The sequence below is a fragment of the Brevibacillus sp. RS1.1 genome (genome assembly GCF_013284365.1).
GTDB lineage: Bacteria > Bacillota > Bacilli > Brevibacillales > Brevibacillaceae > Brevibacillus > Brevibacillus brevis_D.
In genome coordinates, this window is the sequence record NZ_JABSVA010000002.1 from 463,703 (window position 1) to 483,086 (window position 19,384).

The 19,384-nt window shown below is 48.8% G+C and carries 16 protein-coding genes; 2 read left to right on the forward strand and 14 right to left on the reverse strand.

Annotated features, from left to right (window positions below; translation table 11 throughout):
* Positions 1 to 9: 9 nt before the first annotated feature.
* The 9 genes from HP570_RS07730 to HP570_RS07770 all read right to left on the reverse strand — a co-directional run bounded on the left by HP570_RS07730 (position 10) and on the right by HP570_RS07770 (position 9,631).
* Complete coding sequence (locus HP570_RS07730; RefSeq protein ID WP_064200975.1) at positions 10 to 1,140, reverse strand: Ger(x)C family spore germination protein; 1,131 nt, start codon at positions 1,138 to 1,140, stop codon at positions 10 to 12.
* The gene (locus tag HP570_RS07735; RefSeq protein ID WP_173625361.1) at positions 1,133 to 2,293 is read right to left on the reverse strand and encodes a GerAB/ArcD/ProY family transporter; all 1,161 of its coding nucleotides are present in this window, start codon (positions 2,291 to 2,293) and stop codon (positions 1,133 to 1,135) included. The genes HP570_RS07730 and HP570_RS07735 overlap by 8 nt, the downstream gene beginning before the upstream one ends.
* Positions 2,290 to 3,831, reverse strand: coding sequence for a spore germination protein (locus HP570_RS07740; protein ID WP_064200977.1), 1,542 nt, complete (start codon positions 3,829 to 3,831; stop codon positions 2,290 to 2,292). The genes HP570_RS07735 and HP570_RS07740 overlap by 4 nt, the downstream gene beginning before the upstream one ends.
* A gap of 133 nt (positions 3,832 to 3,964) precedes the next feature.
* Positions 3,965 to 5,245: a kynureninase gene (gene kynU, locus HP570_RS07745; RefSeq protein WP_173625362.1), complete on the reverse strand. Its 1,281-nt coding sequence runs from the start codon at positions 5,243 to 5,245 to the stop codon at positions 3,965 to 3,967.
* 94 nt (positions 5,246 to 5,339) lie between these two features.
* Positions 5,340 to 5,723: a DUF1294 domain-containing protein gene (locus tag HP570_RS07750; RefSeq protein ID WP_041749318.1), complete on the reverse strand. Its 384-nt coding sequence runs from the start codon at positions 5,721 to 5,723 to the stop codon at positions 5,340 to 5,342.
* A 3-nt stretch (positions 5,724 to 5,726) separates the two neighbouring features.
* Positions 5,727 to 6,344: a DedA family protein gene (locus HP570_RS07755; protein ID WP_012685353.1), complete on the reverse strand. Its 618-nt coding sequence runs from the start codon at positions 6,342 to 6,344 to the stop codon at positions 5,727 to 5,729.
* A 171-nt stretch (positions 6,345 to 6,515) separates the two neighbouring features.
* Positions 6,516 to 7,187 carry a DNA alkylation repair protein gene (locus tag HP570_RS07760; RefSeq protein WP_173625363.1) on the reverse strand — a complete coding sequence of 224 codons (672 nt, stop codon included), beginning with the start codon at positions 7,185 to 7,187 and terminating at the stop codon, positions 6,516 to 6,518.
* 37 nt (positions 7,188 to 7,224) lie between these two features.
* Positions 7,225 to 9,003 (reverse strand): B12-binding domain-containing radical SAM protein, encoded by a 1,779-nt coding sequence (locus HP570_RS07765; RefSeq protein ID WP_012685351.1) that lies wholly within the window; start codon positions 9,001 to 9,003, stop codon positions 7,225 to 7,227.
* Between the two features lie 121 nt (positions 9,004 to 9,124).
* The gene (locus HP570_RS07770) at positions 9,125 to 9,631 is read right to left on the reverse strand and encodes a MogA/MoaB family molybdenum cofactor biosynthesis protein (RefSeq protein WP_012685350.1); all 507 of its coding nucleotides are present in this window, start codon (positions 9,629 to 9,631) and stop codon (positions 9,125 to 9,127) included.
* Between the two features lie 174 nt (positions 9,632 to 9,805).
* Here HP570_RS07770 and HP570_RS07775 point away from each other — a divergent pair, with 174 nt between their 5' ends.
* Both HP570_RS07775 and HP570_RS07780 read left to right on the forward strand, forming a co-directional pair.
* Positions 9,806 to 11,248: an aminotransferase-like domain-containing protein gene (locus HP570_RS07775; RefSeq protein ID WP_173625364.1), complete on the forward strand. Its 1,443-nt coding sequence runs from the start codon at positions 9,806 to 9,808 to the stop codon at positions 11,246 to 11,248.
* 86 nt (positions 11,249 to 11,334) lie between these two features.
* Complete coding sequence (locus HP570_RS07780; protein WP_012685348.1) at positions 11,335 to 12,681, forward strand: TrkH family potassium uptake protein; 1,347 nt, start codon at positions 11,335 to 11,337, stop codon at positions 12,679 to 12,681.
* Between the two features lie 72 nt (positions 12,682 to 12,753).
* Here HP570_RS07780 and leuB read toward each other — a convergent pair whose 3' ends face one another.
* From leuB to ilvB, 5 genes are all read right to left on the reverse strand, one after another.
* Positions 12,754 to 13,848, reverse strand: coding sequence for a 3-isopropylmalate dehydrogenase (gene leuB / locus HP570_RS07785; RefSeq protein WP_173625365.1), 1,095 nt, complete (start codon positions 13,846 to 13,848; stop codon positions 12,754 to 12,756).
* A gap of 79 nt (positions 13,849 to 13,927) precedes the next feature.
* A complete protein-coding gene (locus HP570_RS07790; RefSeq protein WP_012685346.1) occupies positions 13,928 to 15,466 on the reverse strand; it encodes a 2-isopropylmalate synthase in 1,539 nt (512 codons plus the stop codon).
* A 57-nt stretch (positions 15,467 to 15,523) separates the two neighbouring features.
* Positions 15,524 to 16,546 carry a ketol-acid reductoisomerase gene (gene ilvC / locus HP570_RS07795; RefSeq protein WP_012685345.1) on the reverse strand — a complete coding sequence of 341 codons (1,023 nt, stop codon included), beginning with the start codon at positions 16,544 to 16,546 and terminating at the stop codon, positions 15,524 to 15,526.
* A gap of 56 nt (positions 16,547 to 16,602) precedes the next feature.
* The gene (ilvN, locus tag HP570_RS07800; protein WP_012685344.1) at positions 16,603 to 17,109 is read right to left on the reverse strand and encodes an acetolactate synthase small subunit; all 507 of its coding nucleotides are present in this window, start codon (positions 17,107 to 17,109) and stop codon (positions 16,603 to 16,605) included.
* A 1-nt stretch (position 17,110) separates the two neighbouring features.
* Positions 17,111 to 18,847, reverse strand: coding sequence for a biosynthetic-type acetolactate synthase large subunit (gene ilvB, locus HP570_RS07805; protein ID WP_173625366.1), 1,737 nt, complete (start codon positions 18,845 to 18,847; stop codon positions 17,111 to 17,113).
* Positions 18,848 to 19,384: the final 537 nt, after the last annotated feature.

A 19,384-nucleotide genomic window follows, 5' to 3' on the forward strand; every position in this document is an offset into this window, starting at 1 on the left:
ATCGCTCTCCTATTGCATTTCCATACCAAGACGGCGCAGCTTGATTGTGTATGTAACACGAATCGGAAAATCCTTGAAATCTTGCTTCCAGTTGTGCGTTTTCCAGTAGTCTTGGTAATGCTTTGCACGCAGTGTAAGTCCCAGTTTCAAAATGTCACTATTGTACTGCTTTTGTAATTGCTGCAAGAGCTTCTTTGCGCGGTTCTCCATTTCTTTTTTAATAAGCGCTTGCATTTGTAGGATGAATTGCTCTGGAGGCATTTTCAGGTTTTCTGTAAGTTCGACAATGTCTCCTTGGAGCTCGCATTGATAGGTAGCGGAAGTGGATTTGTGAATGATCACCTTTTTTTTTGCAAAATGCGGACGAAAGCTCACATATCCGTTCTTGGTTTTCGGCAAGGGAATCACAATGTCTCCACCTGGTTTTTCATTTCGCAGCTGAAGTAATACCCATGACTGCACGTGATCCAATATCCCCACCATTTTGTGTCCGCGAAAAACAGCAACCCCTTTCCAGCTCACCTCATTATTTCTTGCCTCTACGTAATTCAAAAACGGCTCCATGGTTAGATTAGAGGTCTGATTGAAATAGTCGCCCAACGTTTGGTCTGGAATTCTTCCTAATTTCATGCCATTTTCGATCAGCCCCATCATATAGACGACTGGAATCGGCTCGATTCTCGGTTTGATTTCCAGCAAGGTCGACGCTTTGCCCTTCACGACGATCGGCCACAGAAGTCTCCGTATTTGCGGTTCGCGACGAAAACTGTCCATAATATCTTGGATTCCCTTTCTAGCAATCTCCTCACTTACGGCAAGAATACGCGTATGTCCAAGAAACAATCGCTGGTTTAGCCGCATTTGCAAGTTGTTGGAAGCATCTGTCACCGTTCTTCCTGTCACGCTCATGATTTTCACGGCATCCGCATTATTTCCTCCGCCCTTCCCGCTACTCCCCGCGATTTTGATGGGAATAGGGATTTGGACGGTTATTTTGTACAGATTTTCATTTTTTTCATCCTGATCTATCGCAATGGCCAACACCGATGCGCGTTCTTCCAATTCACGTCTGTCCCAGCACCCTGTCAGCAGGATTGTAGAGATGATCAATAAAGCGAAGTATCTAAGCGACTTACCCATCCATATTCCGCCCCTCTCGTCGGGTCACCATGTCGCGGATGAGGATTGCTACCCAGTAAACGACAGGGATCAGCAAATTAATGACCAGACTAGACAACCCCAGGAACGACGCCATACTGAATACTTCCGTGATATTTTGTGGAATGAGGGCAAAGAAGAATAAAGGGATGAGAAGGACAGAAGCCACGATTCTTTGAAACCTGATTCCTTTACGAAACAACTGTCTCAATGAATAAACAACTACGTAATACGCATTGGCTACCGTAGTAAAAACAGCCGAAACCCACACTGCCAAAAAAGCGGACTCCAATCGTTCCAAGATCAATCCAGGCACCTGAGTCGTCTTGACCAATTCTAGTGTCGGCCACGTCACCCTTTGCAGCTCTTCGTAACCAAACACCGAAATACCCGCGACCACAATCAACATGTAGAGTGATGCTGCAATCAATAAACTGTACAATCCCGCTAATTCCCTGTTCGTGTTTTGTTGCGCATAGGCGAAAAAGATGAACATAATTTCAAAACCGGAATAGGAATAAATTCCTTCGTACACTCCTTCTACCATTGATCGGATCGACACATGATTAATCGGCAGGAGATTCCCAATTTCCGACTTTTGAAATGACGCAATCGCGATAAAAAGAAGGGGAAAGATAATAAAAGGAAACAGCAGCTCGTTTACTCGCGCTACTACCTCCACCTCATGCATACACAAAAATAGTATCAACAAAAACATCGTCATGAGCATAACTTCCAACGGAGTCTGCAACAGAACGGATGTGACAACTACCTCACCAAATACACGCGAGACGACGGCCGTGGAGAAATACAGGTATACCAGATAGATACCAATCCAAGGAAGGCTGAAAACTTTTCCCACCCAAGGCCGTTTGGCCGATCCCCACACCTTGTGACTGTATTCAATAAAGGTTTCCCCTGGATAACGCTTGCTCAATTTGACAATTAACCATAAGGAGACATACGCACCTGCTGAGCCAATCAGAGGGGCGATCCAGCCTGCCTCATATAATTTCGAACTGGTTGTGCGAGGAAGGGTCAAAACTCCGACACCGATTAAGGTACTTGTAATGAGACAAATTTGCTGCCACATCGATAGAGTCTGGTGCCAGCCGTGCCCTTCCCTCCTGTTCATTTCTGGTTATCCTCCTCTCTGATCCGGATTTTATCTTGAACATGAAACATCATCGGTCTTGTTTTCAACATGTGATGGGGTGCCCGTATGAACAAGTCCTTCATTCCATTCAGGTTGAGCGGACTAAGCGGGCTCATATAGGGCACTCCAAACGATTTCAGTGAAGACAAATGAATGAGGATGACAATCAAAAACAGCATAATACCGTATAGACCAAACATTCCTGCCAGAATCATTACCGGAAAGCGGAGCATGCGTATAGCAATCGCTGCACTGTAACTTGGGGATGCAAACGAGCCAATTGTCGTTACAGCCACGATGATCACCATGACAGGACTGACAAGCCCAGCCGTTACCGCTGCTTCCCCAACCACGAGTGCCCCAACAATCCCAATTGTAGGACCGATTGGCCCCGGCAGCCTCACACTCGCTTCCCTCAATATTTCAATGGCCAACTCCATAGACAGCGCTTCGATTAAAGAAGGGAATGGAACGGTAGATCGTCCTGCCGCCATCGCAATGACCAGTCGAGAAGGGATCATCTCTGGATGAAACGAACTAAAAGCGATATAAAGAGACGGCAACAACAAGGCAATGCTGATACTGATAATCCGAATGAAACGAATCAAAGTCGCGATATAAAACCGCTCGTAATAATCCTCAGGACTCTGATAAAACTGCGAAAAAACAGCCGGAGCAATCAATCCGAACGGAGTCCCATCTACCAGAATGCCTACCTTCCCTTCCAAAAGATTGGCCACTACTTTGTCCGGGCGCTCCGTATTTTGAATCTGCGGAAATGGAGACCATCTCCGATCCTGGATCATTTGTTCGATGTACCCGCTCTCCAGCACAGAATCCACCCGAACATTACTCTCGATTCGCGCAATCACTTCCTCTACCATCGGGGGATACGCAATACCCTCGACGTACATGATGTAAATGTCAGTCTGCGTTCGTTCTCCGACAACCATATGTCGCACTCTGAGATTCGGGTCCTTCAAGCGGAAGCGGATTAGTGCTGAATTCACGCACAACGTCTCACAAAAACCATCGCGTGGCCCTCGTACGACGGATTCCGTCTGAGGCTCTTCCACTGAACGCCTGTCCCAACCTCTCGTGTTATTCAAATAAGCATTTTGACATCCATCGAGGATCAGTACCGCACATCCAGACAAAATATTTCGGACGATCTGCCTCAGTTTGTCTGTCAAATCCAGCTCATTTGTCGCCGGATCATTATAGGTGATATCGGGAGTCGTCATATAGCGAATAATAAAATCACTGATGACATTTCGATCCACCATGCCATCTATAAAAACGATAGCGGCTTGCGTCTTTGTCTTCGTTTGAAAACGACGAACGACGAGATCGTCACACTTTCCAAGCTGCGCTTGAATCAATTGGATGTTTTCCTCCACATTTGTCGTGAGCGCAACATCCGATACGCTTTCCATGCTCTTGTCGGAGTGCTGCTCCAACGTTTTTGACTGGAGGGCTTCTTTTCTTTTTTTCCATGCTTGAAAAAACTGGCTCAAGCTGCTCACCCTTATCCATGGAATGTAGAATGTAGACTGTCTACAGGTACGGATAGTGTGCCCAATAATGGAAAGGAAATCCCGTAAATGGCGTATTACAAAAGAAAAACAGGTCCAACCTAAGTCGGACCTGTCAAGCGACTACCTCGCGCTTATTTTCAAATTTCTCGTAGCTCTTCTCCAGCATGATCGCCTTTAAGATCTGGACACTTTCCCAAACCTCTGTATAAGTCGTATAGAAAGCAACAGGGGCTAACCGGATGATGTTTGGGGATCGGAAGTCAGGAATAATGCCCGCTTCCTTCAAGGCCTTGCATATACGTATGGCCTCTTCGTGCTCAAGGCTGACATGCCCACCTCGGCGATCGTCCTGCTGTGGGTTCGCAATCGTAAAACCCATGTCTGCCAGCTCCACCTCGATCAAATCCATCATGAACCGCGTTAAGCCGAGCGACTTGGTACGGAGCTTTTCCATGGACACCTCCTGGAACATTTCCAACGAACCAAGCAGTGGGGCGAGACTCAGCATATGTGGGGTACCGATCTGGTAAGCGCCCGCACTTTCGCATGCCTCCAGCGTATGATCCATGTCAAATTGCTTATCCTTTTTCGAGCTGAACCATCCCGCCAATCCAGGAGTCCTGCCAAAATGCTTGCGATTGACATATAGGCTGCCCACGCTTCCAGGTCCCGCATTTACGTATTTGTAGTTGCACCAGTAGGCAAAGTCCACTCCCCATTTACTGAAGGAGTGCGGGATCGCTCCTACAGAGTGACATCCGTCAAAACCAATCAGAATGCCTCTCTCATGTGCGGCTGCTGTCAACCGTTCGATATCGAGCAGCTGGCCACTGCGATACAGGACGGTAGGAAGGACAACGAGTGCTACTTCATCCGTCATCGCATCGATAATATCCTCTTCTTCGATCAGGCGACCATCTCTTGACGCTACCCGAACCAAATGCTCTTCCGGGTCCAGCCCACGGAGCTTCATTTGACTCTGCAGTGCGTATATATCGGTAGGGAAATCCAGTTCAGTGGCAACGACCTTCGACCTCTTCCCAACAGGACGATAGAAGGTAGCTGACAGCTGATGCAGGTTGATCGTCGTAGATCCCGTGACAATCACTTCCTCCGGGCTTGCCCCTACAAGCGCTGCGCTCATCTCTGCCAATTTCTCCGAAAAGAAAAACCACGGATGACGACCCGTTGTCCAGCCTTCCACACCCAGCTCCTTCCAAGACTGCATCATATCCATGACGCTCTTTTCCGCTCTTTTTGACATGAGGCCAAGCGAGTTTCCATCCAAATACAGGCTCGGAAGCAAATAAAACTCTTCGCGATAGCTCGCGAGTTCATCCTGTGCATCCAATTGCTGTGCGTATGCTTTCGTTAAGCCGCTCGATTGAGACATAACTACCTCCTCAGCTTGTTCCATCGTTACTTCCATTATAGGCTGAATTTTCAAACAAGAGAATCCTTTTTACAAAAAGAAAATCCCGTGCCACCTACGACACGAGATTCTTATCCAAATATAGTTGTATTCCCCAAATAACTAGCAAGATTTGCGCGATGCAAAAGAGCGGGAGCAGAATGCGAAAAGAGGTATGCTTGGTCTTATGCCGTTGAATGAGCATACCCTCAAACGCCCCAATCCCTCCTCCTAAAAATGCGACCAAAAAAAGGCTCATTTCTGGAACCCGAAAACCTTTTTCTTTAGCCAGACGCTTGTCTGCCTGCATCAGGTAATAAGCATAGCCATTCACCAGTAAAGCTCCTGCCGCCAGCACCCAAACATTCGAATTGAAGTATCCGACCAAGAGGAGGGCCCAACTAATAACGAGCAGCAACATGAAATTGCGGCGGTGGGCAGCTAATTGTTGATGGTACATTTCTTATTCTCCTTTTGCCCGATATGCCCGATTTGCCATAAACTGCTTGCGTACGAAAAATACCACAGCCAATACAATCACGATCACCAGCAAAGCGTAGAAACCGTATTTACGGATGACCTCGATAATGGCTTCCACATTATTACCGAATACATGGCCGAGAAAGTAAAAGGCGATGGTCCAAATCAACCCGATCGGATATGACAGCACCGCATAACGCCGGAACGTCATACCACCAAGCCCGACCAAATAAGGTACGACATGACGGACAACCGGAAATAAGTAGCTGATGCAAAGAGCAGTAGTTCCATACTTCTCCAGCAAGCTCGTTGATCGATTCACGGCGTTCCTCATTTTCTCGGTTTTGCACAGCCACTGCAATATCGGTTTCCCAAAGTACTTTCCAAGTAAAAAGCCAATCGTCAATCCGGAGGCAACCCCTAAATATCCCGCCAAAAAAGAATACCAAGGGTTTAACATGCCAATGGAGGCAAGAAATCCTCCTGTAGCGACAACCAGCTCATCGGGAATCGGCAAGCCTACAATCCCCAGCCAAAGCATGAAAAAAATCGCTACGTAACCGTATTGCTCTATGATGGACATTAGCAGGTCGACTTCCATGAGGCAAAATCCCCTATCCTTGCCACAGTGCGGTCATTTCTTGACATACTAGCAGCTATGGCATCGCACGATATCTGACTCTATGTATTACGTTATGAACCTCAAAAAAGGTACTTGTTTATTGTGCAATAGATTTGCGTATTTTATCAAGCACAGATACAACAGACGACCCTATCCTGATAGATGCTTGAGCGCTTCACGCCTGGACAAACTCGCAAGTGGAGTCGCTTCTACAAATTCACGCACGGCTTTGGGATTGGTTTTCGCATACTCTCTCAACACCCAGCCGATTGCCTTCTGAATAAAAAACTCTTTGGAATCCGCGCATCTTTCCACCAAGGAAAAGAGCCGCCGCTGATCGGTCTTGTCCTTGTACGACAATTGAAATAAAATTGCCGTTCGTTGCAGCCACATGTTGGTCCCATCCATCCAAGCTGTCGTATTCAATTCGATCAGTTCGGGATGCACGGCGAACAATTTGCCCGTTGTATGGGAAGCCAAATAATCGACGGTATCCCACCACGATTTTGTCGTAATCAGTTCGACAACGAACGGGAGATGGTCAGGGGTGAGACGCTTTTTGGACTTCTCGAGTACGTCAAGCGCTACATACTGGTACTCTCGCGCTGGCAAAGCCCACAAGAAACGAACGACCTGCTCCCAATCTTCGGGTACACCATACTCACGAAAGATTTGTTTGGTCAGTTCTTTGCGCTGTGGTGATTTTATCCCCAGAAAAGGAAAATGATTTTTCATGTACTGCGCCATGGGGCCAGCCACAATCGAATCACTATGTGCACGCAACCGTTCCTCGACAGCCTCCGTATACTCACTAGCGTTCATCCGCGTCTCCTCCCACCCCATCTGATCATCCGGTGGTTTAGCCTGCTGCTTGGACGTCCTGCTTGACGACGGCAAAAGCATTTTGCTCTTCGTCTTTGTACGGATAATACACGACAAGTGTAAAATCTCCCTCGACAAGCTCACCGGTCTCCATCCATTTTTCAATATCAAAGGTCACCTTGGCAGTCAGCGTGTGTTTGAAATAATCTTTTTCCAACGCAGCATGTGCCGCAAAATCATCGCGGAGTCGCTCACGCTGCTCGGTTAGGACAGCAAACGTCTGCTGCATCTCTTCCTTGTCCATGACATCCTCCCACCACAGCTTGCGCGGGCGATGCTTCTGGTTGCGCAGGAAATCGAATTTCATCATGCTAAGCACATGACCCATACCATCCACTTCCTGGAATTGCAAAAACTTCTGCAAACGTACGAACAAATCCTCTAATTGATGACCGATTCGGCCCCAGCCCTGATTTTCCCAATAATCACCAAATGCCTGAAAGAAGTCAAAAGCCGTTTCGAACTGATTCGCCAACAGCCACTCCACTGTATAGTCCATCCGGTGCGCGTTCCAGTACTTTTCCAAAATGTCTTCTACACGCTTGATTTTTTGCATGTCATCAAAGGAAAGGACGTTGTTCCCCAAAATTTCGTAAGGAGCCTCATCCATAAAAACATAGCCGTGATTAGCCGCTCGCGCACGAACACCTGTCCCGCGCAGCATTTTCAAAAAGCCGAGCTGAAGTTCTTCTGGGCGCAAACCAAACACGTCGTTGAAGGTTTTGCGGAAGGACGCATAATCTTCCTCAGGCAAACCAGCGATCAAGTCCAAATGCTGATCGATTTTTTTCGAATCCTTGATCTGTGTCACTGTCCGCGCAAGGCGATCGAAGCGCTGAATCCGCTGAACAAGGCGGTTGGTCTCATCATTCGTGGACTGAACCCCAATCTCGAAGCGGAAAATACCTGGAGGTGCGTTCTCGGTCAAGAAGTCGAGTACGTCCGCGCGCAAAATGTCTGCCGTAATCTCGAATTGAAAGACCGTGCCATTGTGGTTATCGATCAAAAACTGAAAGATTTCCAACGCATATTTCTTATTGATGTTAAACGTTCGATCCACGAACTTGATCGTTTTGACGCCGTGATTGATCAAACGCATGAGATCTTCCTTCACTCGTTCCAGACTGAAATAGCGTACGCCGTCTTCAATCGAAGACAGACAGTATTGGCATTTGAACGGACAGCCACGGGATGCCTCGAAATAGACGACGCGGTTGTTCAGCTCGTCCAGATGATCCGCGTATGGGGAAGGAATGCTGTCCATCTCTTCAACCTGCGCACGCGGCATAGAAAAACGCACGTACTCCTCTTCGCGATAAGCGATTCCGGCTACATCACGCAAGCGCGGAGGCTGCTTGGTTTGCAGGGATTCCTGGTACACCTGCAAAAGCTCCAAGAAGGTTTGCTCCCCTTCACCGATGCAGATCACATCGATTTCAGGATGCTTCTTCATCCATTCGTCCGCATCATAGGTCACTTCTGGTCCGCCGAGGATAATCGGAACATCAGGGCAAATCTTTTTCAGCGTGCGCATGACACTGAGGGTCTCACGAATGTTCCAGATATAACAGGAAAATGCAACGACATCGGGCTTGCGCTTGTGTATATCTGCTACTATATTTAACGTCACATCGTTGATGGTATACTCCACTAGCTCAATCGAAGGAAATGCTTCCTGAGCATAGCTTCGCAAATAACGCAAAGCGAGTGAGGAGTGAATAAACTTGGCGTTTAAAGTCGATAGTAAAATCTTCATGGATGGGTCTACTCTCCTTGCAAAATTCGGCACCAAAAAACCATCTGCAATCGATGGTTCAGGTCTGACCGATCTTTTTCCTTTCGTAACAGTACCATACGAGGCTAGTAACGGCAAATCGTTAACGGTTTAATTCGCGCACCACATGCCCCAGCTCCGGCACGATCAACCGATTCATCGCCAGTCGCACCGCACCTGTCGAACCTGGCGTGGAAAAAATCATTTTCCCTTTCCGCGTCCCTGCAATCGCACGACTGAGCATCGCTGCCGAACCGATGTCTTCTGTAAAGCTCAACATCCGAAACAGCTCGCCAAACCCTGGCATTTCCTTATCGAGCAAGCCAGAAACAGCCTCAAAGGTATTATCTCGAGGGGAAATGCCAGTACCGCCATTGAGAAGAATGACTTGAACATCTTCATGTGCGATTCCCGCTTCGATCGCAGCTATGACCTGTACAGGCTCGTCCTTAACTATTTGATAAAGCGCAACGCTGTGACCTGCTTCAGTCAATAGTTGCTTCATTAATTGCCCGCTTTTATCTGTATCCTCTGTCCGGGTATCGGAAACGGTGATGACCATGCATGTGACTTGCTTGGGCGATAGCGCCTTGTGTTCCTGCGTACTCATCCGTATTTTCCTCATTTCTTCAATATATATCTCTTCTCATGATACCATGTTCCGGTTTCCAATACCCTCGTCGTTCCGGCAACAATTTCTTCACTCCCTATACCCGAGATGCTTCACTTTCCTATATAATGCTGATGACTGCTATTTTTTCGACAGACAAGGAGGCGTGCGCGAATGCCAGAGCGACCATATTTTTCTTTTCATTTCCACAAACAATCGCACACACCGATCTATGTACAACTCGCTGAACAATTGAAAACAGCGATTCTGCGTGGTGCCTTTCTTGTAGATGGACAACAATTGATATCGCTGCGAGATATGAAAACAATTAGCGGCTGCTCGTTGGAGACAGTCAAAAAAGCATACGATCATCTTGCGCTGGAAGGCTGGCTGGAAGCTGTGCACGGCAAAGGTTATTACTTGACGCAGCTTGCCAAAGAAGCTCGTTTGGAAAATCGCCTCCCGCTCACAGATATTCCGATCGCTTCCCTAGCTGATTCCTCCCCTCGTCCTAGCGAAGAGCTGGTGAAACGATTGCGTGGTGCTTTTTATGAGAGCCTGACCGTATTGGATGAACCGTCCGCGCAAAAGAAAATCAGGCGTATACAAGCTGCCAAGGTTTTTGCCGATCACCTCGGCCGCCGTGGGCTTCCTCACTCACCTGAGCGCCTCCTGCTTTTTAATAGAAGCACAAGCGGCTTCGCCTTTCTTGCCCAGCGTGTCATGAATTCACGTGATGTCGTCTATGTGGAGGAGTACAGCTATCCCGTTTTTCTTCGCCTATTGAGTCAGTGCGGAATTACCGTTCGCCCGATTCGCATGGATGAAGAAGGCGTTTGTATTCAAGCTCTCACAGAAGAGCAGGAGCATTACCCGGCGAATTGGCTTTTGATTAATCCGCATTATCAATTTCCTACGGGTATCAGCTATTCGTTGAAACGAAAGGAAGATCTGCTCGAATGGGCGCAAAGCCACAACGTACGTCTTGTGGAAAATGACCATTATGGCGACCTCTGGTTTGAAGAGCCGAGTGTTCCGCTGTACCAGATGGCTGCACAGGCAAAAAGCCCTGTGGAGGTCTATTATCTGCATTCGTTGTCAAAAACGTTGGCTCGCGATCTGCAATTGGGCGTATTGATGCTTCCTTCTGAATTATCGGATGACGAGTTGGAGCGCTACAGTCAGCTTGTTTCCATGACAGGAGCTGAGCCATCCTTGCTCGTCGTGGAATCCGCCGTCCGCCTCCTCGATGATCCATGGTTTTATGAAGAGTTTCTGACGGATCGGCGGGCCCTGTTCCAAACCCGCTTCCTGCGACTGTGGCAGGAAAGACGCCAGGCACTCCCTGATCACGCGCGAATGTACCCCATTTCAGGGGGCTTAAATACGTGGATCAAATGGGGCACGCCAACCGCAAGAGCAACCGAACAAGAAGAGAGAGTCGTCGCTATTCTGCGTGAGGAAGGACTCGAGCTGACTGGCGGTCATGCTTTTCGCGTAGCAGATGAGCCCGCCGACATTCAGCGCTGCCCGGCTGTCCGTTTTCCACTCGCTCCACTGGAAGAACGAGAGTTGAAGCATTGGCTTCACCGATTGGGTGCTGCTCTACTTCAGTAAGTTTTCCAAGGGAAATGCCATACTAAGAAATGGATTTCCCTCTTTTCCTTTTCACTAGACTCAAAAAAGCCGAGGTATAACCTGCTATGATTAAAAAAATCGTAGAAAAGCTTCACCTTGATCCACCAAAAACGCTTGTTCTTGGGTTTTCCTTGATTATCTTCTTAGGAGCGCTGCTTTTGACACTCCCGGTCGCTACAGTTGATGGACTTGGTCTGCATTGGCTTGATGCGCTGTTTACAGCCACCTCTGCTACGTGTGTAACAGGCTTGGTTGTCGTCGATACCGGAACGACTTTCACTACCTTTGGTCAACTCGTCATTTTATCGCTCATCCAAATTGGCGGACTCGGCTTTATGACGTTCGCTACCTTTTTCGCACTAATCATGCGCAAAAAGATCTCCTTGCGCGAGCGACTCATCCTGCAAGAATCCCTGAATCAGATGTCAATGGAAGGTATCGTTCGTTTGGCCAAAATGATTCTGGTCTTTACTGCCCTCACTGAGCTGATCGGCGGTGTGCTTCTCTCTATACGCTTTGCCTTTGATTTCCCATTGCCTAAAGCGATCTACTTCGGCTTTTTTCATGCTATTTCTAACTTTAATAATGCTGGCTTTGACTTAATGGGGGAATTCTCCAGCTTGACAGCCTACGTAGATGACCCGGTCGTCACACTCGTTGTTTGTCTGCTGATCATCCTCGGCGGGATCGGCTTCATGGTTGTGAGTGAGCTGTACGATTACCGTCAAACGCGCCGTCTTTCTCTACATACGAAGGTCGTTTTGTCTACGACCGGGATCTTAGTTGTCGCAGGAACTGCTCTGATCTTTATTTTGGAGTATGCGAATCCGAAGACCTTGCAGCCTTTGTCTATGATGGGCAAAGTGCTTGGCTCACTTTATCAATCAGTGACAGCACGTACGGCAGGTTCGAACACCTTGAATATCGGTGACATGTATCAGTCATCTCTATTCCTCATTATTCTCTTAATGTTCATCGGTGCTTCCCCAGGATCAACGGGTGGCGGTATCAAGACGACGACATTCGCCACACTGATCGGTGCTGTTGTCGCCCAAATGAAAGGAAAAGAAGACGTGATCTTCTTCCGACAACGCATCCTGCCTCACATGGTCTACAAATCGCTGACATTGACGATGATCTCCTTGTTTATTGTCCTTGTCATGACGATGGTGCTTTCCATTACAGAGACAAGTGCCCGATTCGAAATGATCCTGTTCGAGGTCACTTCTGCGTTTGCTACGACTGGATTGTCCATGGGGCTCACCCCTCATCTGACTCCAATCGGGAAAATCCTGATCGTATTGACGATGTTTGCCGGTCGGGTAGGGCCTCTCACCATTGCCTTTGCCCTCGCACAACGCAAGCAAAAGGAGTACTTCCGCTATCCAAAAGGGAAGATCACGATCGGATAAGTCGTATCATAATGGAGAAAACCCTGCCAGAGCACCCGAAGGACTTTGGCAGGGTTTCGTTTTGTGTATGGTTTATTGTGTTTGCCACTGTTTGGACAGCTCGTCGCGAACCAGTTGGCCCATCTCGATTGTACCAATCGCTTTGCTTCTGTCTGCTGCGATATCGCCCGTGCGATGTCCTGCTTCCAGTACGGACCAAACTGCGTTTTCCACCGCTGCTGCCGCTTCATCCATTCCGAGAGAGAGACGAAGCATCATCGCTACGGACAGAATGGTTGCCAGCGGATTGGCAATGCCTTTTCCAGCAATGTCAGGGGCAGAGCCATGAACTGGTTCATACAGGCCAAAGCTGCCAGCTGCCAGACTCGCCGAGGACAGCATCCCAATCGAACCAGTCAGCATCGCTGCCTGATCACTCAAGATGTCGCCAAACATGTTTTCTGTCACGATGACGTCAAACTGTTTTGGTTCACGCACAAGCTGCATCGCGCAAGAGTCTACCAACTGGTGAGACAGCTCTACATCTGGATAGTCAGCCGCTACTCGCTCGGCTACCTTGCGCCAAAGGCGGGAGCTTTCGAGGACGTTTGCCTTATCTACAGATACGAGACGCTTTTGGCGTTTGCGGGCAATGTCGAAGCCAACTCGAATGATTCGCTCGACTTCCGCTTCATGATAGATGCACTGATCTTCTGCGACTTCACCGTTTGGACCGTCATAGCGTTTTTTCTCACCGAAGTAAATCCCCCCGGTCAGTTCACGTACAACGATCAAGTCAACGCCAGAAACGACTTCTGGCTTGAGGGTGGACGCATCCACCAGAGAGCTGTGCATGGTAGCTGGGCGAATGTTCGCAAACAATCCGAGTGCTTTGCGAATGCCGAGCAGCCCTGTTTCTGGACGAAGATGCCCAGGATTTTGATCCCACTTCGGTCCGCCAACGGCACCCAAGAGCACAGCATCCGCTTGCTTTGCCACCGTTACCGTTTCTTCTGGCAACGGTGTTCCATCCGTATCGATTGCGATCCCACCGATCCGGCCTTCTTCACATGTAAAAGTGACACCTTCAAGTTCCCCTACGAGTGTAAGGACTTTGACCGCTTCCTGCATGATTTCTGGTCCAATACCGTCTCCAGGAAGAACGGCGATGCGATAGTTTTTCTTCATCGTTTATCCCGCTTTTCTATACGTAATGGTTTCCGAACGCTGCTGGTTCCTATGATCCTATCCACTTTAAACCCTATCTTTATATCGTTGCACTGACAGGAGTAGGCTCGCCTCGCCGCTCCATGATCTTGTTGACTGCCCGTACATAGGCAATGGCGCTTGCTTCCAGCACATCCGTACTCACACCGCGTCCTGTTACGATCAGATCGTCCTGTTGAAGGCGTACGAACACTTCACCCAACGCATCTTGTCCATGGGTAACAGAAAGAATTTTGTAGTCGACGAGGGAGACTTCTTCTCCGGTAGCGCGGTCAATCGCTTTGTAGATAGAATCAACCGATCCATTTCCACATGCGGCTTCTTCGCATACCGATCCGTCGGCACGAACCAGTCGCACACTCGCTGTCGGAACGGAAATGTTGCCGTAAGCGAGCTGCACGGATTCCAGCTGGAACGCTTCAGGTCCGCGAACCATCTTGGAATCGACTAATGCGAGGATGTCATCATCCGTGATTTCTTTCTTCTTGTCGCACAATACTTTAAATGCAGCGAACGCTGCGTTTACCTCTTCTTGCTCCAAGTGATAACCCAGATCAACCAATTTTTCTTTGAAAGCATGACGGCCAGAGTGCTTGCCGAGAACCAGTTTGTTTGACTTGAAGCCAACCGATTCCGGACGGATAATTTCGTACGTAGTGACCTCTTTTAACACACCATCCTGGTGAATACCGGATTCGTGCGCAAACGCATTTGCACCTACGACTGCTTTATTTCCTGGTACGATCATCCCTGTCAAACGGCTTACCAGCTGACTGGTCCGTGCGATTTCTTTCAAATTCAGCTTGGTCGTCGCCTGGTAGTAATCCTTGCGTGTCTCCAAGGCAAGCGCCACTTCTTCCAGAGCAGCATTTCCTGCGCGCTCTCCGATTCCATTAATGGTACCCTCTACTTGTGTAGCTCCACCCTCGACAGCAGCAAGACTGTTGGCGACTGCCATCCCGAGGTCATCATGGCAATGGCAGCTCAGGCGAATCAGATCAGTAGAAGGCACACGTTTTTTCAGCTCTCGGAAAATGTTTCCGTATTGATACGGCGTCATGTAGCCAACCGTATCTGGAATATTTACCGTGGTAGCCCCTGCCTTAATGACTGCCTCTACAACCTCTGCCAAAAAGTCGATCTCGGTACGCGCCGCATCCTCTGCGGAAAACTGAACTTCCGTAAAATACTTTTTCGCATAAGTGACCGCTTCCACCGCCCGAGCAAGGACTTCTTCCTTGCTCATGTTCAGCTTGAACTGACGGTGAATTGGAGATGTTGCGAGAAAGACGTGGAGGGAAGCGTTTTGTGCGTTGCGAAGCGCTTCGTATGCCTTATCCATGTCGTCTTTTACGGCACGAGCCAGACTGACGACGGTTGCATTCTTCACCCGTTTTGCAACTTCGGCCACAGACTTTTGGTCACCAGGGGAGGCAGCAGCGAAGCCCGCCTCCATTCTGTTTACGCCCAGCTTCTCGAGTTGAAGGGCGATCTCCACCTTTTCGTTCGTGCTAATATTGACGCCCGGAGACTGCTCCCCATCGCGCAGAGTCGTATCAAAAATCTCAATGGTCCGCATGAACTTTTCACCTCCACATTTTTCCCTACATTATATATACATTTTTTACACACCTATTTATTGACCGATTTTCACTTCTTCTTTTTTCGTATCTTTGTTGATCCAAGACATCATGCCACGCAGCTGCTCCCCTACTACCTCGATACCATGTTCGGATTCCAGACGGCGACGGGAAGTGAAGCCAGGACGGTTTGCTTGGTTTTCCAAGATCCAATTGCGAGCAAATGTACCATCTTGGATTTCTGCCAGTACTTTTTTCATTTCTTTGCGAGTCTCATCTGTGATGATGCGACGGCCTGTACTGTAGTCACCGTACTCAGCCGTGTCACTGATGGAGTAGCGCATACGAGCCAAGCCACCCTCGTACATCAGGTCAACGATCAGCTTCAGCTCATGCAAGCACTCGAAGTAGGCGATCTCAGGAGCATAACCTGCTTCCACCAATGTATCGAAGCCTGCTTTTACCAGCTCGCTTGCGCCACCGCACAATACTGCTTGCTCACCGAACAGGTCTGTTTCTGTCTCTTCACGGAAAGAAGTTTCGATTACGCCTGCTTTTGTGCAACCGATACCGCTGGAGTATGCGAGTGCCAGATCTTTCGCGTTGCCAGTTGCATCTTGGTAAATGGCGATCAAACCAGGTACACCGAAGCCTTCTTGGTATACGCGACGAACAAGGTGACCCGGGCTTTTTGGAGCTGCCATGATTACGTCTACATCAGCTGGTGGCACGATTTGCGCGTAGTGGATGTTGAATCCGTGCGAGAAGCAAAGTGCAGCGCCGGATTTCAGGTTTGGAGCGATCTCGTCGCGGTATACTTGTGCTTGACGCTCATCCGGCATCAGGATTTGTACTACGTCTGCGCGTTTGGTTGCTTCTGCTACAGTCAAAACTTCAAAACCGTCTTTCGCTGCAACATCCCAAGATTTACCTGGACGAAGACCCACCACTACTTTATAACCGCTGTCGCGCAGGTTTTGTGCTTGTGCATGACCTTGGCTACCGTAACCGATGATTGCGATTGTTTTTCCACGCAGTACCTCTTGTTTTACGTCCGCTTCATAATACATTTTTACCATTTGTATAGCCTCCCTAAAAATGTTTAGTTTGAATTTCTATTCTGAAATTTTTTAATTTAAACCGTTGCTGCGGCTGTTACTGGAACAATACTGCGCGCCATCGCTACTGAACCTGTTCTTGTCAATTCAATAACGCCGTAGCTTTGTAATAGTACGAGCAGCGCATCAATCTTTTCGGTGTCACCCGTTACTTGCACGATCAGTGAGCTAGGACCCACATCGACGATCGCGGCACGGAACGGCTCGACAATTCCGTTTAACTCTGCCAGCTGGCTGGGCGATGCCGTCACTTTTATCAATGCCAGTTCCCGTGAAACAAAAGGGTTCTCGCTGAGATTCGTGACTGAGATGACATCGATCAGCTTGTGCAATTGCTTCATGAGCTGATTGATTTGGCGGTCATCTCCCCCGGTTGAAATGATCATCCGTGACAGCCCCTGTTCTTCCGTGCCTCCCACCGTAATGCTGTCGATGTTGAAGCCGCGTTGGCCGAACAGTGTCGCCACTCTAGTCAAAACGCCTGGTTGGTCGTTGACGAGTACGGAAATGGTATGTTGCTGCATCCTAATCGTCCCCCAATTCCATCTGATCTAGTGTGTTGCCTGATGCAACCATCGGATATACGTTTTCTTCCTGTGCAACTCGGAAGTCCACCACGACTGGTCCATCATGCGCAAGTGCCTCTGCCCAAACTGTTTTGGCTTCCTCAGGCGTGTGTGCTCGCAAGCCTTTAACGCCATATGCCTCGGCCAGTTTCACAAAATCCGGGCTGCATGTCAGATCGATTTGGCTGTAGCGATTATCATAGAAGAGCTCCTGCCATTGACGAACCATTCCCAAGCACTGGTTGTTCACAATCGCTACTTTGACCGGAATGTTGTATTGGGAGACGATTGCCAGCTCCTGGTTGGTCATCTGGAATCCGCCATCCCCTACGACGGAGATTACCGTGCGATCTGGGTGAGCGATCTGTGCGCCAATTGCTGCCGGGAAGCCGAAGCCCATCGTGCCGAGACCACCGGAAGAGATAAAGGAGCGCGGGTGCTTGAACTTATAGTATTGAGCTGTCCACATCTGGTGTTGTCCAACGTCTGTTGTGACGATCGCTTCCCCATCTGTGGAGTTGTACAAGAGTTCAATCACTGCTTGTGGCTTCAATACGTCGCCATCTTTTTTGTACTTGTACGGATATTGTTCTTTCCACTCTTTCAACTGACTGATCCACGCTTCTGATTCACAAGCTTTTGCGAGCGGAATTGCTTTTGCCAGCGTGCTCTTCACGTCACCTGCTACTGTTACCGCTGTGTCTACGTTTTTCCCCAGCTCTGCTGGATCGATGTCGACGTGTACAATGCGGGCTTTTGGTGCGAACTCCTTCGTGCGTCCCATCGTGATCCGGTCATCAAAGCGTGCTCCCAGACCAATCACACAATCCGCATTCAAGAGCGCTTGGTTCGCTGTGTAATTTCCGTGCATCCCCGGCATTGCCAACGATAACTCGTGTGTTCCAGGGAAACCGCCCAATCCCATGAAGGTGTTGATCACCGGGATGCGTGTTTTTTCAGCAAAGTCGCGCAATTCTTTCTCTGCTTGAGCTGCAATGATTCCCCCGCCAGCCAAAATGACTGGACGCTTCGCTTCGCTAACGGCTTTGACAAACTCTTGTACTTCTTCGTCGCTTGGTACGAGTGAAGCGCGGTAGCCGCGAATTTCCACTTTATCCGGGTAGGTAAATGGTGCCTTCTCATTGGCGACGTCTTTTGGAATGTCGATCAATACTGGGCCAGGGCGTCCAGTTGTCGCAATGTGGAACGCTTCCTTTACAATCCGCGGGAGATCGCGAATATCGCGGACAAAGTAGCTGTGCTTCGTAATCGGGATGGTAATTCCCGTAATGTTCGCCTCTTGGAACGCATCGGTACCAATCAGTGACTGTGCCACGTTACCCGTGATGCAGACTAGCGGAACCGAGTCCATCTGAGCAGTTGCAATCCCTGTTACAAGGTTCGTTGCTCCCGGACCAGAAGTGGCGATACATACACCCGGTTTGCCAGTCGCTCGGGCATATCCGTCAGCAGCGTGGATAGCGCCTTGCTCGTGGCGAGTCAAAATGTGCTTGAAGTAGCTCCCGTACAGGGAGTCATAAATCGGGAGAACCGCCCCGCCTGGATAGCCGAAAATGTATTCGACCTCCTCCAGGATCAAACAGCGAAGCAGTGTTTCTGCTCCTGTCACCTCTTCCCCGAACTGAATCGGTGGAATGCCGTTCTTTTTCTGCAATTCGGCCATTTCAACACTCATTGCTCTCTCCTCCTCCCAATTCCAACAGGTATTGAAAATAACTATAGACACATAGAAAAACCCTTTCGCCCCGACACGGTTCGATTTCCATGTCTTTTGGGGCGAAAGGGTTCGCGGTACCACCCAACTTTATCGGCGCCTCGCGGTCAGCCGATCTCAGCCAGTCACAACAAATGTGGACTGTAACACGTTAACGGGTGTTAAGCGGTTTGGCCTACTACCTGCAAAGCAAGTTTCAGCAAAACGGCTCGGAGGTGAGCAATGCGACGTACCCTATACCCGTTTCTCAGCATCAGGGCTCTCTGTAAAAGGGGAAACGCGCACCGTCCTCGTCATAGCCTGCTATTTAAAAAATATTTTCAATATTGTTGTTGTCAGAATAAAGTGTTACGTCTGATTATAGCTAGGCACCTAGGGGGTGTCAACGAAAACAAAAAGATTTTACTAGACTTTCGTCCGAACGAATGCTCAGTTGGAAATGGCTTTACAGCGCGGTTTTTGCGTGAAAGCGGATACAACAAACGGTCAAAACCGTTT

Bases quoted from the DNA above. Each gene is read 5' to 3' on its own strand.
- HP570_RS07730 (WP_064200975.1), bottom strand. From the start codon at position 1,140: ATGGGTAAGTCGCTTAGATACTTCGCTTTATTGATCATCTCTACAATC.
- HP570_RS07735 (WP_173625361.1), bottom strand. From the start codon at position 2,293: ATGAACAGGAGGGAAGGGCACGGCTGGCACCAGACTCTATCGATGTGG.
- kynU (WP_173625362.1), bottom strand. From the start codon at position 5,245: ATGTCTCAATCGAGCGGCTTAACGAAAGCATACGCACAGCAATTGGAT.
- HP570_RS07750 (WP_041749318.1), bottom strand. From the start codon at position 5,723: ATGTACCATCAACAATTAGCTGCCCACCGCCGCAATTTCATGTTGCTG.
- HP570_RS07755 (WP_012685353.1), bottom strand. From the start codon at position 6,344: ATGGAAGTCGACCTGCTAATGTCCATCATAGAGCAATACGGTTACGTA.
- HP570_RS07760 (WP_173625363.1), bottom strand. From the start codon at position 7,187: ATGAACGCTAGTGAGTATACGGAGGCTGTCGAGGAACGGTTGCGTGCA.
- HP570_RS07765 (WP_012685351.1), bottom strand. From the start codon at position 9,003: ATGAAGATTTTACTATCGACTTTAAACGCCAAGTTTATTCACTCCTCA.
- HP570_RS07770 (WP_012685350.1), bottom strand. From the start codon at position 9,631: ATGAGTACGCAGGAACACAAGGCGCTATCGCCCAAGCAAGTCACATGC.
- HP570_RS07775 (WP_173625364.1), top strand. From the start codon at position 9,806: ATGCCAGAGCGACCATATTTTTCTTTTCATTTCCACAAACAATCGCAC.
- HP570_RS07780 (WP_012685348.1), top strand. From the start codon at position 11,335: ATGATTAAAAAAATCGTAGAAAAGCTTCACCTTGATCCACCAAAAACG.
- leuB (WP_173625365.1), bottom strand. From the start codon at position 13,848: ATGAAGAAAAACTATCGCATCGCCGTTCTTCCTGGAGACGGTATTGGA.
- HP570_RS07790 (WP_012685346.1), bottom strand. From the start codon at position 15,466: ATGCGGACCATTGAGATTTTTGATACGACTCTGCGCGATGGGGAGCAG.
- ilvC (WP_012685345.1), bottom strand. From the start codon at position 16,546: ATGGTAAAAATGTATTATGAAGCGGACGTAAAACAAGAGGTACTGCGT.
- ilvN (WP_012685344.1), bottom strand. From the start codon at position 17,109: ATGCAGCAACATACCATTTCCGTACTCGTCAACGACCAACCAGGCGTT.
- ilvB (WP_173625366.1), bottom strand. From the start codon at position 18,847: ATGAGTGTTGAAATGGCCGAATTGCAGAAAAAGAACGGCATTCCACCG.